The sequence below is a fragment of the Rhodococcus sp. ABRD24 genome (genome assembly GCF_004328705.1).
Taxonomy (GTDB): Bacteria; Actinomycetota; Actinomycetes; order Mycobacteriales; family Mycobacteriaceae; genus Prescottella.
On the sequence record NZ_CP035319.1, the window covers coordinates 3,677,246 to 3,693,566 of the forward strand.

A 16,321-nucleotide genomic window follows, 5' to 3' on the forward strand; every position below is an offset into this window, starting at 1 on the left:
AGAAATGCCTCGTATTATCTTCATTGCACCGACCGGTTCACAGGAGACTGTCGACGGGGCTGCAGGTAGCTCCATCATGGAGGCCGCAGTACAGAACGGGGTCTCCGGTATCGTCGGCGAGTGTGGTGGCGCGGCGGCATGCTCGACCTGCCACGTCTATATCGATTACGTTTCCGGACGGAACCTCCCCCCTGTATCGGATCTCGAGGATGAGATGCTTGACGGCGTCGCCGCCGAGCGAAGCCCGTCCAGTCGGTTGGCCTGCCAGATCCGGGTAAGCGATCTGCTCGACGGACTGATCGTGCGCACTCCCACGGAGCAACGGTGACTGTCGGGGCGCTGATAGTCGGAGCCGGCCACGCCGGCGTCCAAGTCGCTAGTTCACTCCGTGACCTCGGCTACGACAAACCAATAACGTTAGTCAGCGACGAGCGTTACCTTCCCTATCAGCGACCACCGCTGTCCAAGACATTCCTCACCGGCTTCGCAGCTGCGGACACTCTGGCGCTGCGTGCTGAGCGATACTACCGTGAGCGGTCCATTACCGTCTTGACGGACGATCACCTCGCCGACGTCACGCTCGCCGACGTTTGCAGCGGGAGTGGAACTGCGGTTACCAGTTCGGGCGTTGCGCTTCCCTTCGAGCACTTGGCAATTGCTACTGGAGCATCCGCGCGCCAGCTGGAAGTCCCAGGATGCTCCCTGCCCGGGATTTGCTACCTGCGTGGGCTAGACGATGCCGTCCGGCTCAAGGCCCTATTGCCCGCCGCCCAACGCGTCGTTGTCATTGGTGGAGGCTTCATCGGGCTCGAGGGAGCTGCGTTTGCGCAATCAGCTGGCAAGCAAGTGACTATTGTCGAGGCGACTGACAGGCTTGTTGCCCGGGCAGTTCCGTCTGTAGTCGGCGACTTTTACCGCACTGCCCACCAGCGACGCGGCACCAGAGTTCTGCTGGGCGCCGCAGTCAGCCACTTCCTCGGCGAAGACCGTGTCACAGGGGTCGCTCTCGCCGATGGACGAATCTTGGCAGCCGACCTTGTCCTGGTGGGTGTCGGCGCCGTACCGCGAACTGGGCTTGCCGAGAGGTTGCTGATTCGGTGTGACCAGGGTGTCTTGGTCGACAGTCGCTGCCGTACCAGTAACCCTCGTATCGTCGCCGCCGGCGACTGCACGCGAGCACCGCACCCGATGGCGCCTCATCAACTGGTCCGATTGGAATCGGTCAACAATGCCGTCTGCCAGGGACGCGTCGCGGCAGCATCGCTCCTCGGGATGGTCGACCATTACGGATCGGTACCTTGGTTCTGGTCCGACCAGGGGGCCATAAAACTGCAGATGGTTGGGACTTTCGATTGCGCTGACAGCCACGTACTGCGCGGTGATCCCGCTGATGAGAAATTCTCAATATTACATTACCGCGATCAGCGGCTGACCGGACTCACCTCGATCAATTGTTCGGCCGACTTCATTGCTGCCCGAAAAGCTCTCGAAAGCGGAAAGAATATTCCGGCCGATCAGGCCTCCGATCCGAGCCGTCGTCTCAAGGATCTCCTGGCGGAGCCTGCGCTCATTCTCTGAATCCCTTCCATAATCTGCCTGTTGAAAGGAACCTTCGTGGACGTACGAACTCTGATGCGGCGAGCTGCGTTGAACTATTCCGATCAAGTTGCGGTCATCAGTGGAGATCGGCAACTTAGCTACACAGAGGCATGGGACCGCGGCCTACGGATGGCCAACGGCCTACTCGATCTAGGGCTTCGTCCAGGCGATCGAGTAGCTGTCTTGGAGGACAACACACTCGAGGCACAAGATTTCTTTGCCGGAACTACGATTGCTGGACTTGTCCGAGTACCGCTTTACGCTCGGGACAGCCGTGAAGCACACATGCACAATCTGCGTCATACTCAGTGCCGCGCCCTGGTGGTCTCTCCGAAGTACTACGAACTGGTCAAAGGCCTCGAAGACGCGATCGACGATCTCGATCACATTCTGCTACGGGACGAAAAATACGAGGATTGGCTGGCTAGCCAGACTGCAATCGATCCAGATGTTCCCCTCGGCTCTGAGGACCTCTATATTATTCGGCATACCGGTGGAACAACCGGACGTGCCAAAGGCGTCGCGAATACGCACCGCACGTGGCTCGCTGCATGTCGCGATTGGACCTACGCTCTTCCGCCTATTGCCGCCGGCGACTCTTGCCTACATGTGGGGCCCATCTCGCACGGTTCTGGCTATCTATACACTCCCATGTGGCTTCAAGGTGCCTGCAACATTCTCGTGGAGGAAGTGAACCCGGACGCAGTTCTCGAGATCATGCGAAAACTCGAGGTCAACTATATGTTCGCGGTGCCTACTTTGCTTTCCATGCTGGCGTCCCGGCGGGGAGTGCACCCCGAGAATTTCCCGAAGCTGAAGGCTATTCTGATTGCTGGCGCCCCAATCACGGATCGTACCGCCATCGACGGTTGCCAGGCGTTCGGGCCGGTGCTGCATCAACTGTACGGCCAAACCGAAGCGCTCCCAGCCACCTTCATGGGACCTAATGACTGGTTCGGTACCATACCCGGGTCCAACCCACTGCGATCGGCTGGTCGGCCCCTGCCATTTGCAGAACTGGAAATCCGAGATCCTCAAGGGACACCTCTGCCTACCGGCGAAGAGGGCGAAATTGCAATCCGCTGCGACGGGCAAATGGACGGATACTGGGATGACGATGAACTGACACATCAGAAAGTGGTAGACGGCTGGGTTCTCACTGGCGATATCGGAACCTTGGATCAGAATGGATTCCTATACGTTCTGGATCGCAAAGACGACATGATCATCTCGGGTGGCTACAACATTTGGCCCGCAGAGCTCGAAAATGCTATCGCCTCGCATCCGGCGGTGCAGGAAGTCGCCGTCGTAGGGGTCCCACACGAGAAGTGGGGGGAAACACCCTTGGCGATCTGTGTGGTCGACCCCGAAGCAAAGGTCGACGAGAAGGAGATCATTGAGTTGTGCGTCACGCGGCTCGGTTCCTACAAGAAACCGACTGCAGTGGTCTTCACATCGGAAACACTTCCGAAGAGTCCTGTGGGCAAGTTGCAACGGAAAAAGTTGCGCGAACCCTACTGGCCACAACGTGATCGACGGGTTCTGGTGTAGATTCCGCGGCACGCTGGGGGGTTGGTGCGGCAGCAGGGTTATAACTTAACCTAGCCTCTTCTTTTGCGAGTTCCGCCTGCCGGCCTGGTTGGGTTCGGATTGGTTGTCCAGGTTGCGGCTTCGCTTGTATAGGTGTCGGGGTGGCCGACGAGGTCGGTGGTGGCGGGATCCACGGCTCCGAAGTTGTCGTGCTCTTTCTGTCTAGCCCACACTCCCACGCTCGCCGCACGGGCCCCACACGTGGAGTGCTGGTCACAGGACTGACCCGTCTCAGCTCGCCACTGAAGCCAGCCTGACCAGTACACACCCGACCAAGGTGCGGCGGGCGTGACGGGTGATGCGGTCGGCGATGGAGAACAGTCGGAGTCGAAGTCGTTTCGGTTCTCATCGTCGGGTGTCCTCGGTATCGAACGCGGGGAACTGCGCCCAGGCGAGCAACTCGTCGGTCAGTTGCACGATCTGAAGCCAGACCGGGTCCTGGTCGAACCCGTGCAGCGGCAGGCTCTCCAGGCCGGTTGCGGGCGCCACCCTGCACGAAGTGCTTAGGGGACTCTGGCGGCGCGGATCCGGTCCTCCAGGCGAGCCCATCGACGATGCCGCAACTCCAGGTCGGGAAGCTGGCTGCGGCGGGGGTTCGTGGCGAACGCTCTCAACCGCAGTCCATTTGAGTCGGTGAACCAGAGTTGCGCGCCGGGGTGAGGTCGTTCCATACCGGCAATATTCCGCGTCCCACCAGGCCAGGTAGCGAGGTCGATCAGCCCAGTGAGCTCGGCGACCCAAGCCCCCTCGTGGACGTCTCCGCAGGCGTCGTAGGCGGGGGTCCACGCGTCAGCGGGGATCAGTTCGACCGCCGCGGCGGTGGTGTCTGTGAGTCGAACCCGATCGAGTACGCCGGCTGGCGTTTGGTGAGGTAGTCGCGCGACCACTGTTGTGTTATCGGCGGAGGTGTTCGAGCCCACGTTCCCGGGACGCAGCAGTATCGCTACGGGCTTCCCTGTACCGTCCTCGCCGGGGTCGACGTGCGCCCACATCGGGTGGAACCCTAAGTCCCGCTTGTGGTTCGGTGCTGCGTTCTCGCAGGGCTTCGGAGAGTCGCGTAACTCTATGTCAGATCGTGTGAAGTAGCTCGATCGGCCGATGTGCGTCACGGCTGTGGTGCCGTAACGCGATGGTGATGCTGGTGTGGCCGGCCAGGCGCAGGATGCTGACGGCGGTGTTTCTGATCGTGGCCATGGCCCGTGACGCGCTGCGGACGCGGATGCTGGAGCGGTCTTTGTCGACGGTGTATCCCGAACCCAGCGCAGCTGGTTCTCGATGCCCCGATGACCGCGGATCCAAGCGTCATCCTCTTCGTCATCGGGCACCTGTGTGTCGATCACAGTTGCCTTGAACATCCTTGTGCGCGGAGTCGAGGTGTGCGTGATCGAGTGTCACCGGCAGAGCCGTGACCGTGAGACCTCCAAATGCGACTCGACCAGATCGACCCCATCCATGGGTGCGCCAGCAAGATTGGTTGTTCTCAGGTGTGCGCGTCGTAGATGTGCTCCGGTCGGATGCGCTGCCATCAGGGCTGCACCTTCGAGGGTGGCGTCACCAAGATGGGTGCCATCCAGATGCAGTACGGACAGAGTCTGGTCGGTGAGATCCATACCGTTGGACGGTCGGCTCGTTGTCTTGTCATCCGAAGATCGCTCTCGTACGAAGTTGAGGTTCGCAAGGCGCACCGATTGGAGATGCTGTGCGGTAGCTAGGGTTCTCGACCGTGTCGCGCTCTTGGTCGAGATGTCGTTGGACCGCGATTCCACTGGCCGAGATGAGAACGCCGATGACGAGGGCAATTACAAGTCGCGAAACCCACCACACGGGTTCCGGGCCGGCTTGGCGAGGCAGGAGTCGGTTCCTTCGCCGCGTGGTCCCACCCGCGTCGGATACGCGTTGGGGTGGACCGGTTGTGGAACTGTCGGGAGACTCTCCGACGGGTGTGTGAGAATCTGAGTCAGCATGCTTTTCGTGCTTGGCGCCGACTAAATCAGCTCTGAAAATCAGTCTGGCACGCACTGGCGTCGAGGTTCCGGGCCCAGTAGGACTCGACGGCCCTCGCTGCGTGGACGCTCGGACGGCGTCGGTCGGGCTGATCGCGAAGTCCGGCCGGTTCTCGATCTTCTCGTCACGCACTGTGATGCTGGTCTCGATCCTGGGGGTGGTGCCAGGCCCGAATGGGGGAGCCGCTACCCTGGCAGACGTGTCAGCGACCTATTTCTGGTTTAGCAGGCCGGCCCCGGGTGGGTCGGTCGGCGTAACCACGCGCTGACAACCCACCCCAGAGCCGGATGACAGACCGGCTCGCTGGGATTCTTCAGTCTTCGAGGGTCGGCCTGAGAACAGGAAACCGAACCCCATGACCGTTATCACGAACGATCAGCGCCTGGACGACCAGCGCACCGTCAGCATCAGTCCACTAGCCGCGCCGTCCGTCCTACGCGCCGAGTACACCCCCGACGACGTGGCAGCCGCCACCGTGCGTTCGGGCCGTGCCGACACCGTCAACATCCTGAACGGCGACGACGACCGTCTCGTCGTCGTCGTGGGACCGTGCTCGGTGCACGATCCCGAGGCCGCGATGGACTACGCCCGCCGCCTTGCCGCGAAGGCCGAGGAACTGCGCGACGATCTGCAGATCGTGATGCGCGTCTACTTCGAGAAGCCGCGCACGACGCTGGGTTGGAAGGGTCTGCTCAACGACCCGCACCTGGACGGCACCTACGACATCAACACCGGCCTGCGGATGGGGCGCAAGCTGCTGCTCGACATCTCCCGTCTGGGTCTGCCGGTGGGCTGCGAGTTCCTCGATCCGATCATTCCCCAGTACATCGCAGATCTGGTCACCTACGGCGCCATCGGTGCGCGAACCGCGGCCAGTCAGGTGCACCGCCAGCTGTGCAGCGCCCTGTCGATGCCGGTCGGCATCAAGAACTCCACCGAGGGCGACGTTCAGGTGGCGGTTGACGGCACTCGCGCGGCGGCGGCGAGCCACGTGTTCCCCGGGACCGATCTCGAGGGCCAGGCTGCGCTGATCCACACGGTCGGCAATCCCGATTGCCATGTCATCCTGCGCGGCGGCACTGACGGACCGAACTACGACGCCGCCACAGTCGCGGACACTCTCGCCCGCTTGCGTAAGTCCGGTCTGCCGGAGCGCGTCGTTGTCGACGCGAGCCACGGCAACAGCCGCAAGGACCACAACAAGCAGGTCGACGTCGTCGCCGACGTTGCCGAGCGGATCGAGGCCGGGGAGAAGGGCGTCGTCGGGGTAATGCTCGAGAGTTTCATCGAGGCCGGCCGTCAGGATCTGACGCTCGGTCGCGCGGACGAGCTCGCATACGGCCAGTCCATCACCGACGCCTGCATCGACTGGGACACCACCGCGGCGACGCTCGACCGTCTCGCGGCGGCGGTCGCTGCGCGGCGCTGACGCGCGCCTTGCGGTGACGCATGCTCGCGTGGCCTCGGTGACCACTGTGTCCGGTGGTGTGTTCACCCTCACCAACATGTCGCCGGGCCCCGTCGTGTACCCGGTGGTGTAGGACACTATTCCTTCTTTGCGTGGGCGGGACCAGTGGATATGGATGGTCCAGGGTGGCCGGTGCGCCGAGCGAGCCGGGCAGGTTTCGTGGTGGGCCCCTAGGTTGGATCGAGTGCCTTCTGCCGATCGTGCCGAGCAGATCGCGCAGAAGGGAGTCCACAGAAGTGAATGTGCGTGATGCTTGGCGTGCGATGAAGAAGCCGGTGTTCGTGCCGGCCTCGATCGTGATTTTTGCGATGATCGCGTTCGCGGTGGTGTACTCGGGCGCCGCGGAGGGTGCGTTCGAGTCGCTCAATCGGTTGATCGCCGACGGGGTCGGTTGGTGGTACATCCTCGTTGCCACCGGATTCGTGGTGTTCGCGCTGTACTGCGGGATGAGCCGGATCGGGAACATCCGGCTCGGACGGGACGGCGAGGAACCGGAATTCTCGATCCTGTCCTGGTTCGCGATGCTCTTCAGCGCCGGCATGGGCATCGGTCTGGTGTTCTACGGTGTCGCGGAACCGCTTTCGCACTACGTCACACCGCCGGAGGCCGGCCGCGTCGAGGGCTCGACGGACGCTGCCGCAAACCAGGCAATGGAGCTGACGCTGTTCCACTGGGGCCTGCACGCGTGGGCCATCTACGTCGTCGTCGGGTTGGGTCTGGCCTACATGACGTTCCGCAAGGGGCGTCCGCTGTCGGTGCGGTGGCTGCTCGAGCCGCTTCTGGGTCGCCGCCGCATCGAAGGTCCGATCGGGCATGCGATCGACGTGATCGCGATCGTCGGCACCCTGTTCGGAGTGGCGACGTCGCTCGGATTCGGGATCCAGCAGATCAGTGCAGGTCTCGAGTATCTGGGGTGGGTAGAGGTCGACAACTGGCTCATCGTCGTTCTCATTGCCGCGGTCACCGCGCTTGCGACGTTCTCGGTGGTGTCCGGAGTGTCCAAGGGCCTCAAGTGGCTGTCGAACATCAATATGCTGCTCGCGGTCGCGCTGGCCGTGTTCGTCCTGCTGCTGGGGCCGACCCTGTTCATCATGCAGTCCTGGGTGCAGAACCTCGGTGGCTACGTGCAGGCCCTGCCGAAGATGGCGCTGCGGACGTCACCGTTCTCGGAGGACGGGTGGGCCGGCGCCTGGACCATCTTCTACTGGGGCTGGTGGATGAGTTGGGCGCCGTTCGTCGGTATGTTCATCGCACGCATCTCACGCGGCCGCACCATTCGTGAGTTCGTCTTCGGGGTGCTGCTCGCTCCCACCCTCGTCGGATCGCTGTGGTTCACGATCTTCGGTGGCTCCGGCATCCTGCGTCAGCGCAACGACGGCGACATGCTCGGCGCGGACGGCGCTGTCGACACCAACACGAGTCTGTTCAGTCTTCTCGGCGGATTGCCGCTCGGGACGATCACCAGCGTCCTGGCCATTGCGATCGTCGTCTTCTTCTTCGTCACCTCCGCCGACTCCGGTTCGCTCGTCATCGACATCCTGTCGACGGGCGGCGATATGGGAACGCCGGTGGTGACACGGGTCTACTGGGCCGTGCTCCAGGGAGTGGTTGCCGCCGTGCTGCTGCTCGTCGGTGGCAGCGGTTCGCTGACCGTGTTGCAGACGGCCTCGATCGCCACTGCGGTGCCGTTCTCGGTGGTGCTCGTTCTCGCGTGTGTCTCCATGCTCCGAGCGTTCAGGTACGAGGTCGCCTCGTCGCCGCGTTACGTTCGGATCACCTCTGCGGAGGGCAGTGACCGGAAGCCGATCGGTGCTCCTGGTCGGCGCTCGGGCTTCTCCGCGACCCTGGCGGGTCTGCCGACGTCCACGCCGGAACGGGCCTCCGGGGCCGACGGGCCGCATCGGATCTTCGCCGTCCACGAGGTGCCTACCGGCGCGGTGAGCGTCGATCCAGCTTCGGGTGCGGTAACGCTCGACGACGATGCAAGGGTCGCCGATCCGCTCGGCGGCGAGGTGTTCGATACGCAGGAGTTCGCCGACTCGGCCGAGGGACACTTGCGACAGCCCTCACGGGTCGAAACGCCGTAGCCCACGCCCGGAGGAACCGGCGTAAGGTGAGCGCTGTTCGGGACTGTCGACTCCACGGAGTGCGTGCATCGCCGAGTTCGCTGCCGCACGTCCGTGATTCGGAAGGGATGCACTGTGGCAGAAAACGATCGGACGATGCGCGCGGCGAGGTTTCACGCGGATACGAAAACCAATGTGGTGGAAGATGTTCCGATTCCCGAGCCCGGGCCGGGTGAGGTGCTCGTGAAGGTCGCGTTCTGCGGGATCTGCCACTCCGATCTGAGCCTGCTCGACGGGACCTTCCCGGCGTTGCTGCCGGTGGTGACCCAAGGGCACGAATCGTCCGGCACGATTGCCGCGCTGGGCCCAGGTGTCACCGGGTGGAAGGTCGGCGACCGGGTGATCCCGTCGGCAGGACGGCCGGACATGAAGTGCCGCAACTGTCGTCGTGGCGACTTCACCAACTGCCTGAACATTCAGTTGATGGCCTTTGCGTACGACGGCGCGTGGGCCGAATACACGGTCGCGCAGGCGGGCGGGCTGACCAGGGTTCCCGACAACGTCCCGCTCGAGCAGGCCGCGCTGCTTGCCGACGCAGTGTCCACCCCTTTCGGCGCGGTGGTGCGCACCGGCCAGGTGGTGGTGGGCGAGTCGGTCGGCGTGTGGGGTGTCGGCGGGATCGGCACCCACATCGTGCAGCTGGCGCGTCTGGTGGGCGCGGTCCCGATCATTGCGTTCGACATCAATCCCGCTGTGCGCGAGCGTGCGCTCGAGCTCGGCGCCGACTACGCCTTCGATTCCCGCGACGAGAACCTGCGGGAGAAGGTGGCGGAGGCCACCGACGGCAGAATGCTCGATGTCGCGTTCGACGCCGCGGGTTTGAAGGTCACCTCGGAACAGGCGCTGAGCTGCCTGGACATCGGGGGGCGGCTCGTGGTGGTCGGGATGAGCGGCCAGGACGTCTCGCTGGGGTCCACCGCGTCGCTGGTGCTGTCGAAGAAGCACGCCGTGGGCCATCTGGGCTACCAGAACGTCGATATCGAAACCCTCACCGAACTGGTGTCGCGGGGACGGCTGGACCTTTCGCGATCGGTCAGCGAGATCATTCCACTCGAGGACATCGCGAAGGGCATCGAGAAGCTGCACAATCACGAGGGCAACCCGATCCGGATCCTGGTGCAGCCGTAGTAGCGCGCGGAACCTGTCGGACCCCGGGGCTAGCGTCTGCACATGGGATATGAGATTCAGGTGACAGTGGATTCGGCGAACCCGCACGCGCAGGCCAAGTGGTGGGCCAGGGCGCTCGGCTGGCAGGTCGAGCCGAGCGATGAGCAGTTCATCCGCGGACTCGTTGCCGCTGGTCACGCCCGCGAGTCGGACACGCTCGTCTTCGAGGGTGTGCTGGTGTGGCGTGAGGGCGCGGCCATCAGCGACCCCGAGCATCCGCAGCAGCCCCGCATACTGTTCCAGTTGGTGCCGGAGGGCAAGTCGGTCAAGAATCGGCTCCATCTGGACCTACGGGTGGGAGACCGGCGCGAGGAGGTGGCTGAGGAACTGGCCGCCGACGGCGCGTCGATTCTCCACCGTGGGCAGCAGGGGCCCAGCGTCTGGATCACGATGGCCGATCCGGAGGGCAACGAGTTCTGCGTCGGCTGAACCGGGTCCGCGTGTTCGTCAGTCTGCTGCGGCCGCGGTTTCCGGTGCCGCAGCGCGAGAGGCCATGACGGCGAACGACAGGCCCACCCGAAGGGCACCGGCGGCCTCGAACAGTGCGTCGATGCCGGCGCGGCCGTACCCGGTGAGATTGACGAACGCGTGGACCAACCCGCTGTGCACGCGCAGCGTCGTCGGAACCCCCGCGGCGCGCAGGCGTTCGGCGTACTCGAGGCCCTCGTCACGGAGCACGTCGAAGCCGGACAGCGCGACGTATGCGGGAGGCAGCCCCGAGAGGTCCTTCGTGAGGATCGGCGAGGCACGGGGATCGGTGCGCTGCTCGGCCGTGGGCGCGTAGTGGGCTGTGTACCAGTCTATCTGGGCCTCGGTGAGGAAGAAGTCCTCGCTGAACAGCTCGTACGACGGCCTCTTGGCAGTCATGTCGAGCCACGGGAAGAACAGCATCTGGAAGGCGGGCCGTGGTCCCGCGGCGCGGGTGACCTGCGAGACCACCGCCGCGAGGTTGCCGCCGGCACTGTCCCCGGCCACGGCCACGCGGGCGGGGTCGATGTCCAGCTCGGCGGCATTGTCGACCGCGAAACGGAAGGCGGCCACGGCGTCGTCCGCGGCGGCGGGGAAGGCGTGTTCCGGCGCCAGGCGATAGTCGACCGCCAGGACCGCGACTTCGGCGTGCCGCGCGAGGAACCGGCAGAGCGGATCGTGGCTGTCGAGGCTGCCGAGAACGAACCCGCCGCCGTGGAAGTACATGAGCAGCGGTGCGGCCGGCGGAAGACCCCTCGGCCGGTACAGCCGGGCGGGGATTTCGCCCGCGGGTCCGGGGAGGGTGATGTCCTGGACCGACTGCATCGGGATCGGCCGTCCCCCGACAAGCCTTGCCTCCATATCGATCTGGGCGCGCGACTGTTCGAGTGGAAGCTGTTCGAAATCCGAGTCGGGCAACAGCGCCAGCATGCGCAGCATCAACTGGATCTCGGTATTCAGTTCCTGGCCGTCGACTCGAATCTGCCTGCCGGCGAGGAGGCGTTGAAGTGAGCCGGGCAGCGAACCGGCGATCGTGGCCGCGGTGCGGACGGTTGATTCGAGTGCTGCGTCGAGCTTCGTCCCCATGAAAGTCCGTCCTCTGGTCGAATCCCTGCCCACGGTGTCGCGTTTCCTGTTCGGGCGAAGCGGGACATGGCCGGTGGATTTCGTGACCGTAGACATACTCGGCGAGGCTGTCAATCGACCAACTTGAATCGGTGGGTGGAATGCGTCGGCTACCGGCGCTCATGAGCCGTCCTCGATTCATCCTGGTCTGTAGCGGATCGGCGAACTACGCTGCCGCCAACGTCTTGAATTTCTCAGGGAAGGCTGACATGGCGTACATCTCGGTGGAACAGCGGCGGCAGGACTTGATCCGGGCTGCGATCCGGGTCACTGCCGACGTGGGATTGACGGCCGCGACCACGCGGGCCATCTGTGCCGAAGCCGGCGTGCAACAGAGCGTCTTCCACTACTGCTTCAGCTCGAAAGAGGAACTGTTGCGCGCGCTCACCCGGGAGGTGGTGGGGGGCATGGTGCAGACCGCCCTGGCGAGCCTGAAGCCGGGGGCGGACGTCGAGGAATCGCTACGCGACGGGTTGACGGTGCTGTGGGAGACGGTGAACGCCCAGCCCGAAAGACACTTGGTGTTCTACGAACTCACTGTCGGCGCGCTACGGGAGCCGAACCGCAGTGACCTCGCCGAGTGGCAATACCGAGAGTACTTCGCCGCCACCGGCACCTTCCTCGCCAGCCTCGCCGAGACAGCGGAAATCGAATGGTCCGTACCGATTCCGGTGATCAGCAGGATGGTGGCCACGGTGATCGACGGGCTGATCCTCGGCTGGCTTGCGGACCGTCGCACCGACGAGGTGGTGGCCGCAATCGAGTCGTTCACGGCGATACTCGCTCGATTGGCCGTCGTGCAGGCGGCAGTGGACTAACGATACGTGCCCGGCGTCGAGCCCGTCCAACGTTTGAAGGCGCGCCGGAAGGCGCTCGGTTCGGAGAACCCCAGGCGCGCTGACAGTTCGTCCACCGGCTCGCCCCGGCCGAGCGCCGCGACAGCCGCATCCCGCAGTACCTCCTCCCGCAGAGTGTTGAGGGAAGTGCCCTCCTGGCGGAGGAGCCGCCGAAGATGCGGAACGCTGATGGAGAGCATCTCCGCGATGTCTTCGGCCGTACAGGTGCGGCCCCGAACACCCAACTCCAGCACGCGGCGCACCTGCGCGGACGCTGTGCTGTCGTAGTCGCGTTCGGAGAGAAGAAGGTTGGGCGATTCGCGGAGGTACTCGGAGAGGGTCTGTTCGGTCTGGATGATCGGTGCCCGAAGGATCGCGTTGTCGAACTCGAGCGACGCGACGTCCGCGTCGAAGGTGACCGGGACGCCGAAGATGCTGTCGTAGTGCTTCGCGAATTGCGGTTCGGGCTCCGGATAAGGGATCCGCACCGAGCGGAGCTTGACACGGCGGCCCACCAGCCAGGCCGCAAACCGGTGCAGCAGAATCAGTTCGAAGTCCGTGACGAGACGGAAAGCCTCATCGGCAAACTGTGGTGAATAGTCGTCGTCCCGGATGTCGACCCGTACCTCGAGGCGGGTGGAGTCCTCGCCGGGCACGAACGCCAACGGCGGGACCGGCAGCGCACGAACCACGTCCGCCATGCGTTCGAGGGCGCTGCCGAGATCCGGCCGGTGGATCAACGCCAGACAGATCAGCCGGAATGTGCCACGTGGAACCGGCGTCGCACTCAGGCCGAAGAGTTCGTCGCCGGTGAGTTGCCACGTGGCCTGGGTGAAGGCGGTGACTTGCGTCGGGGTGAGGCGGGCGCGGGGATCGTCGAGTACGGCGGTGTCGATGCCGGCGGCCGCGAAGGTGCCGGACAGGTCGGCGCCCGTGGCCTCGGCGAGGAGCAGCGCGCGGCGGACGAAGTCCGAGGGGATGGTAGCCAGGCTCACTGCGAGACCTCCAGCCGGTGCAGGCGCGAGACTGCCTCCGACAACACCTCGTCTCTCTTGCAGAAGGCGAAACGGACCAGGTGATTCCACTGGCCCGGGTGATCAGTGAAGACGCTGATCGGCACGGCTGCTACCCCCACTCGCTGCGGCAGAGTTCGGCAGAACTCGATGCCGTCTCGGGTGCCGAATCCGGTGATGTCGGCACACAGGAAGTATGTGCCGCCCCCGGAGTACACGCCGAACCCGGCGTCCCGCAGTGCCGCGGCGAGCAGGTCGCGCTTGCGCTGCAACGCATCCCGCATTTCCGTGACCCATGCCTGCTCGTGGGTGAGCGCGTGCGCGACCGCGGGCTGGAAGGGGCCTCCGGCGACGAACGACATGAACTGCTTGGCGGCGCGGACACCGTCGATCAGCTCGGCCGGCCCACACGCCCAGCCCGTCTTCCATCCGGTGACGTTGAACGTCTTTGCGGCGCTCGAGACGGTGACGGTGCGCTCGTACATCCCGGGCCGCGCCGCCATCGGGGTGTGTGCGCGCCCGTCGAAAACCAGGTGCTCGTACACCTCGTCGCTGAGGACCAGAAGATCGTGTTCGCATGCCAGCCCGGCCACGGCGGTGAGCTCGGCCGCGGTGAACACGGTACCGGTCGGGTTGTGGGGCGAGTTGATCACGAGCATGCGGGTGTTCGGGGTGATCGCGGCGCGCAGAGCGTCGAGGTCGAGCGTGTATGCGTCGCCGGCGCGCACCATCGGCACGGCCCGCCGGACCGCTCCGGCGAGTGCGACGGCGGCCGCGTACGAGTCGTAATACGGCTCGATCAGTACCACCTCCTCGCCGGGCTCGACGAGACCGAGGATCGCAGCGCTGATCGCCTCGGTCGCGCCGACAGTAACCAGGACCTCCCGCTCCGGGTCGTGCTCGATGCCGTAGCGAGCGGCGCGATCGGTGGCGATCGCCCGGCGCAGCACCGGCATGCCAGGTCCCGGCGGGTACTGGTTGAGTCCCTCCGCGATGGCACGGCGTGCGGTCTCGAGCATCGACGCCGGACCGTCGGTGTCGGGGTAGCCCTGGCCGAGGTTGACGGCGTCGTGCTCGGTGGCGAGCGCGGTCATCTCGGCGAAGATCGTGGACGCGAACGGTTGCAGTCGCTGGACGGTGCGGGATCGCGGCGCTGCGGGCATTTATCCAGCGTAGCGACCACTGCGGCATCGACCGAACTCGGCCGTGTCACGTTGGGCGGTGCTGTGTCGTCCTTGGAGTAGGCGGGGCGCAACCGGCGCCCCGGAGAAGCTGGAGGAGATCATGCCTCGTATTGCCCCCGTGACCCCGCAGGACGCCGGCCCCCTGGTCAGGGCCGGGTACTGGTACGCCGGTCGGCGATTCGGCGAGGTCCCCGAGCCCTTCGCGGTGGTTGCCAACCATCGCAAACTGTTCACCGTCTCGGCCAGGCACGAGATGGCGGTCCAGAAGGCATCGACCGTGCTGCCGCCGAACGTGCGCGACATTGCGGTGTATCGGGTTGCGTGTACCGTCGGCTGCTCGTGGTGCGTCGACTTCGGCGCGATGATGCAGCGCCTCGAGGGTCTGGACGTGGACCGATTGCAGCACATCGAGGACTATGCGACGTCGCCGCTCTACAACGACGACGAGCGGGCCGCGATCGCCTACGCAGACTCAATGACCGAGACCCCGACGACCGCGACGGACGAGCAGGTGGCCGACCTCGAACGCCGGTTCGGCCGAGACGGCGTCGTGGAACTGACGTATCAGATCGGCCTCGAGAACATGCGCTCGCGGATGAACTCGGCGCTCGGCATCCACGACCAGGGCTTCAACTCGGGGGACGCCTGTCGGGTGCCGTGGGGGACAGTCGATCGGGAGGGGAAGAAGACCTGATCCCACCGAGCTTGTCCGGGTTCGCGATGTCGTAGGCAGCCCACACCTTGCCGTCTCGGACGGTGAACGCGGTAACTCGCCCCGGGAATCCGGGGTGCGTGTCGTCGCCGGCGGAGCCGTGGCTGAGGAACCCCAACTGACCGTTGACCAGGGTCGGCGTTGCTGAGACGAAGGCCGACGGCCCGTACCGGCGGGCGAGCCCGAGGAAGAAGCGCGCGAAGTGGTCGGCGCCGGTGATGATGTTGACGGCGGTGCGGGTGGTGCCGTTCGCGTCGCCGATGACGAGGGCATCGGGATGCAGCGCCGCCAGCACTGCCTCGAGGTCGCCACTCGACATCGCGGCGACCAACCGGGAGACGGCCTCGGCGTGTTCGGCGTCCGGCACGGGAGGCGGCGCCGCGGCGACCGAGCGTCGGGCTCGCGACGCGAGCTGTCGAGCGGCCGATACCGTCGTCGAGAGCACGTCGGCGATCTCGTCGAACGGCACCGCGAACCCGTCGTGCAGCACGAACGCCACCCGCTGGTCGGGTGAAAGCGTATCGAGGACGACCATCGCCGCCATACGGTTCTCTTCTTGCCGGACAACGAATTCCATTGGATCGGGCGTGGCGGACGGCGTCAGGTCGGTGATGATCGGTTCGGGCAGCCACTGTCCGACATAGCTTTCGCGGCGCGCTGTCGCCGAACGGAGCCGGTCCAGGCAGATCCGGCCGACGACGGTAGTGAGCCACGCGCGTAGGTCCCGGATATCGGAGGTGTCGGTGCCGACCACGCGCAGCCACGCGTCCTGCACTGCATCCTCGGCGTCGCTCACACTGCCGGTCAGCCGATACGCGGCGGAGAGCAGGTGGCGACGATGGGACTCGAAGGATTCCGGCGCGATCGCTTCACCCATGACGCGATCCTACGACTCCTCTCGGCTCCGCCCCCTCCTCGCGATAAGTGCGCGAAGCGCGGAATCCTGCCCGCGGCTTTCGCGACAAGTGCGCGAATCGCGGGAGGCAGGTGAGCTCGAACGCGACACAGCGGTCAATGCGGGAAGTCGAA

The 16,321-nt window shown here is 64.9% G+C and carries 14 protein-coding genes and 1 pseudogene; 9 read left to right on the forward strand and 6 right to left on the reverse strand.

Features of this window, described 5'->3' with window-relative positions; translation table 11 throughout:
* Window positions 1-4 precede the first annotated feature (4 nt).
* Genes ERC79_RS16305 through ERC79_RS16315 form a run of 3 tightly spaced genes read left to right on the forward strand, consistent with a single transcriptional unit; the run spans window position 5 to window position 3,150 of the window.
* Complete coding sequence (locus ERC79_RS16305) at window positions 5-328, forward strand: 2Fe-2S iron-sulfur cluster-binding protein (protein ID WP_131579485.1); 324 nt, start codon at window positions 5-7, stop codon at window positions 326-328.
* Window positions 325-1,578, forward strand: coding sequence for an FAD-dependent oxidoreductase (locus tag ERC79_RS16310; protein ID WP_131579486.1), 1,254 nt, complete (start codon window positions 325-327; stop codon window positions 1,576-1,578). The genes ERC79_RS16305 and ERC79_RS16310 overlap by 4 nt, the downstream gene beginning before the upstream one ends.
* 54 nt (window positions 1,579-1,632) lie before the next feature.
* Window positions 1,633-3,150: an AMP-binding protein gene (locus ERC79_RS16315; protein WP_242676898.1), complete on the forward strand. Its 1,518-nt coding sequence runs from the start codon at window positions 1,633-1,635 to the stop codon at window positions 3,148-3,150.
* Window positions 3,151-3,420: 270 nt separating this feature from the next.
* Here ERC79_RS16315 and ERC79_RS23555 read toward each other — a convergent pair.
* Window positions 3,421-4,226, reverse strand: a pseudogene (locus ERC79_RS23555) (transposase); the annotation flags it as partial.
* 31 nt (window positions 4,227-4,257) lie between these two features.
* Window positions 4,258-4,488: a hypothetical protein gene (locus tag ERC79_RS23560; protein ID WP_242676599.1), complete on the reverse strand. Its 231-nt coding sequence runs from the start codon at window positions 4,486-4,488 to the stop codon at window positions 4,258-4,260.
* 1,060 nt (window positions 4,489-5,548) lie between these two features.
* Between ERC79_RS23560 and ERC79_RS16320 the strand changes: the two genes are divergently transcribed.
* From ERC79_RS16320 to ERC79_RS16335, 4 genes are all read left to right on the forward strand, one after another.
* Window positions 5,549-6,622, forward strand: coding sequence for a 3-deoxy-7-phosphoheptulonate synthase (locus tag ERC79_RS16320; protein WP_131579488.1), 1,074 nt, complete (start codon window positions 5,549-5,551; stop codon window positions 6,620-6,622).
* A 302-nt stretch (window positions 6,623-6,924) separates the two neighbouring features.
* The gene (locus tag ERC79_RS16325; protein ID WP_131581228.1) at window positions 6,925-8,748 is read left to right on the forward strand and encodes a BCCT family transporter; all 1,824 of its coding nucleotides are present in this window, start codon (window positions 6,925-6,927) and stop codon (window positions 8,746-8,748) included.
* Window positions 8,749-8,883: 135 nt separating this feature from the next.
* On the forward strand, window positions 8,884-9,915 hold the full coding sequence (locus ERC79_RS16330) for a zinc-binding dehydrogenase (RefSeq protein WP_131581230.1): 1,032 nt from the start codon (window positions 8,884-8,886) through the stop codon (window positions 9,913-9,915).
* 42 nt (window positions 9,916-9,957) lie between these two features.
* On the forward strand, window positions 9,958-10,383 hold the full coding sequence (locus ERC79_RS16335; RefSeq protein ID WP_131579489.1) for a VOC family protein: 426 nt from the start codon (window positions 9,958-9,960) through the stop codon (window positions 10,381-10,383).
* A gap of 18 nt (window positions 10,384-10,401) precedes the next feature.
* Here ERC79_RS16335 and ERC79_RS16340 read toward each other — a convergent pair whose 3' ends face one another.
* Window positions 10,402-11,508, reverse strand: coding sequence for an alpha/beta hydrolase (locus tag ERC79_RS16340; protein WP_131579490.1), 1,107 nt, complete (start codon window positions 11,506-11,508; stop codon window positions 10,402-10,404).
* Window positions 11,509-11,756: 248 nt separating this feature from the next.
* On the opposite strand from ERC79_RS16340, the gene ERC79_RS16345 reads away from it, so the two are divergent.
* The gene (locus ERC79_RS16345) at window positions 11,757-12,365 is read left to right on the forward strand and encodes a TetR/AcrR family transcriptional regulator (RefSeq protein ID WP_131579491.1); all 609 of its coding nucleotides are present in this window, start codon (window positions 11,757-11,759) and stop codon (window positions 12,363-12,365) included.
* Here the strand turns inward: ERC79_RS16345 and ERC79_RS16350 are convergent.
* Both ERC79_RS16350 and ERC79_RS16355 read right to left on the reverse strand, forming a co-directional pair.
* Window positions 12,362-13,378: an AraC family transcriptional regulator gene (locus tag ERC79_RS16350; protein WP_131579492.1), complete on the reverse strand. Its 1,017-nt coding sequence runs from the start codon at window positions 13,376-13,378 to the stop codon at window positions 12,362-12,364. The two genes, ERC79_RS16345 and ERC79_RS16350, sit on opposite strands and share 4 nt — an antisense overlap.
* Complete coding sequence (locus tag ERC79_RS16355) at window positions 13,375-14,559, reverse strand: pyridoxal phosphate-dependent aminotransferase (protein WP_131579493.1); 1,185 nt, start codon at window positions 14,557-14,559, stop codon at window positions 13,375-13,377. Before ERC79_RS16355 ends, ERC79_RS16350 begins: the two co-directional genes overlap by 4 nt.
* Window positions 14,560-14,680: 121 nt before the next feature.
* Between ERC79_RS16355 and ERC79_RS16360 the strand changes: the two genes are divergently transcribed.
* Window positions 14,681-15,274, forward strand: a complete 594-nt coding sequence (locus tag ERC79_RS16360) for a carboxymuconolactone decarboxylase family protein (RefSeq protein WP_131579494.1) — start codon at window positions 14,681-14,683, stop codon at window positions 15,272-15,274.
* On the opposite strand, the gene ERC79_RS16365 is transcribed toward ERC79_RS16360, so the two are convergent.
* Complete coding sequence (locus ERC79_RS16365; RefSeq protein WP_131579495.1) at window positions 15,210-16,169, reverse strand: sigma-70 family RNA polymerase sigma factor; 960 nt, start codon at window positions 16,167-16,169, stop codon at window positions 15,210-15,212. The genes ERC79_RS16360 and ERC79_RS16365 overlap by 65 nt on opposite strands.
* Between the last annotated feature and the right edge of the window lie 152 nt (window positions 16,170-16,321).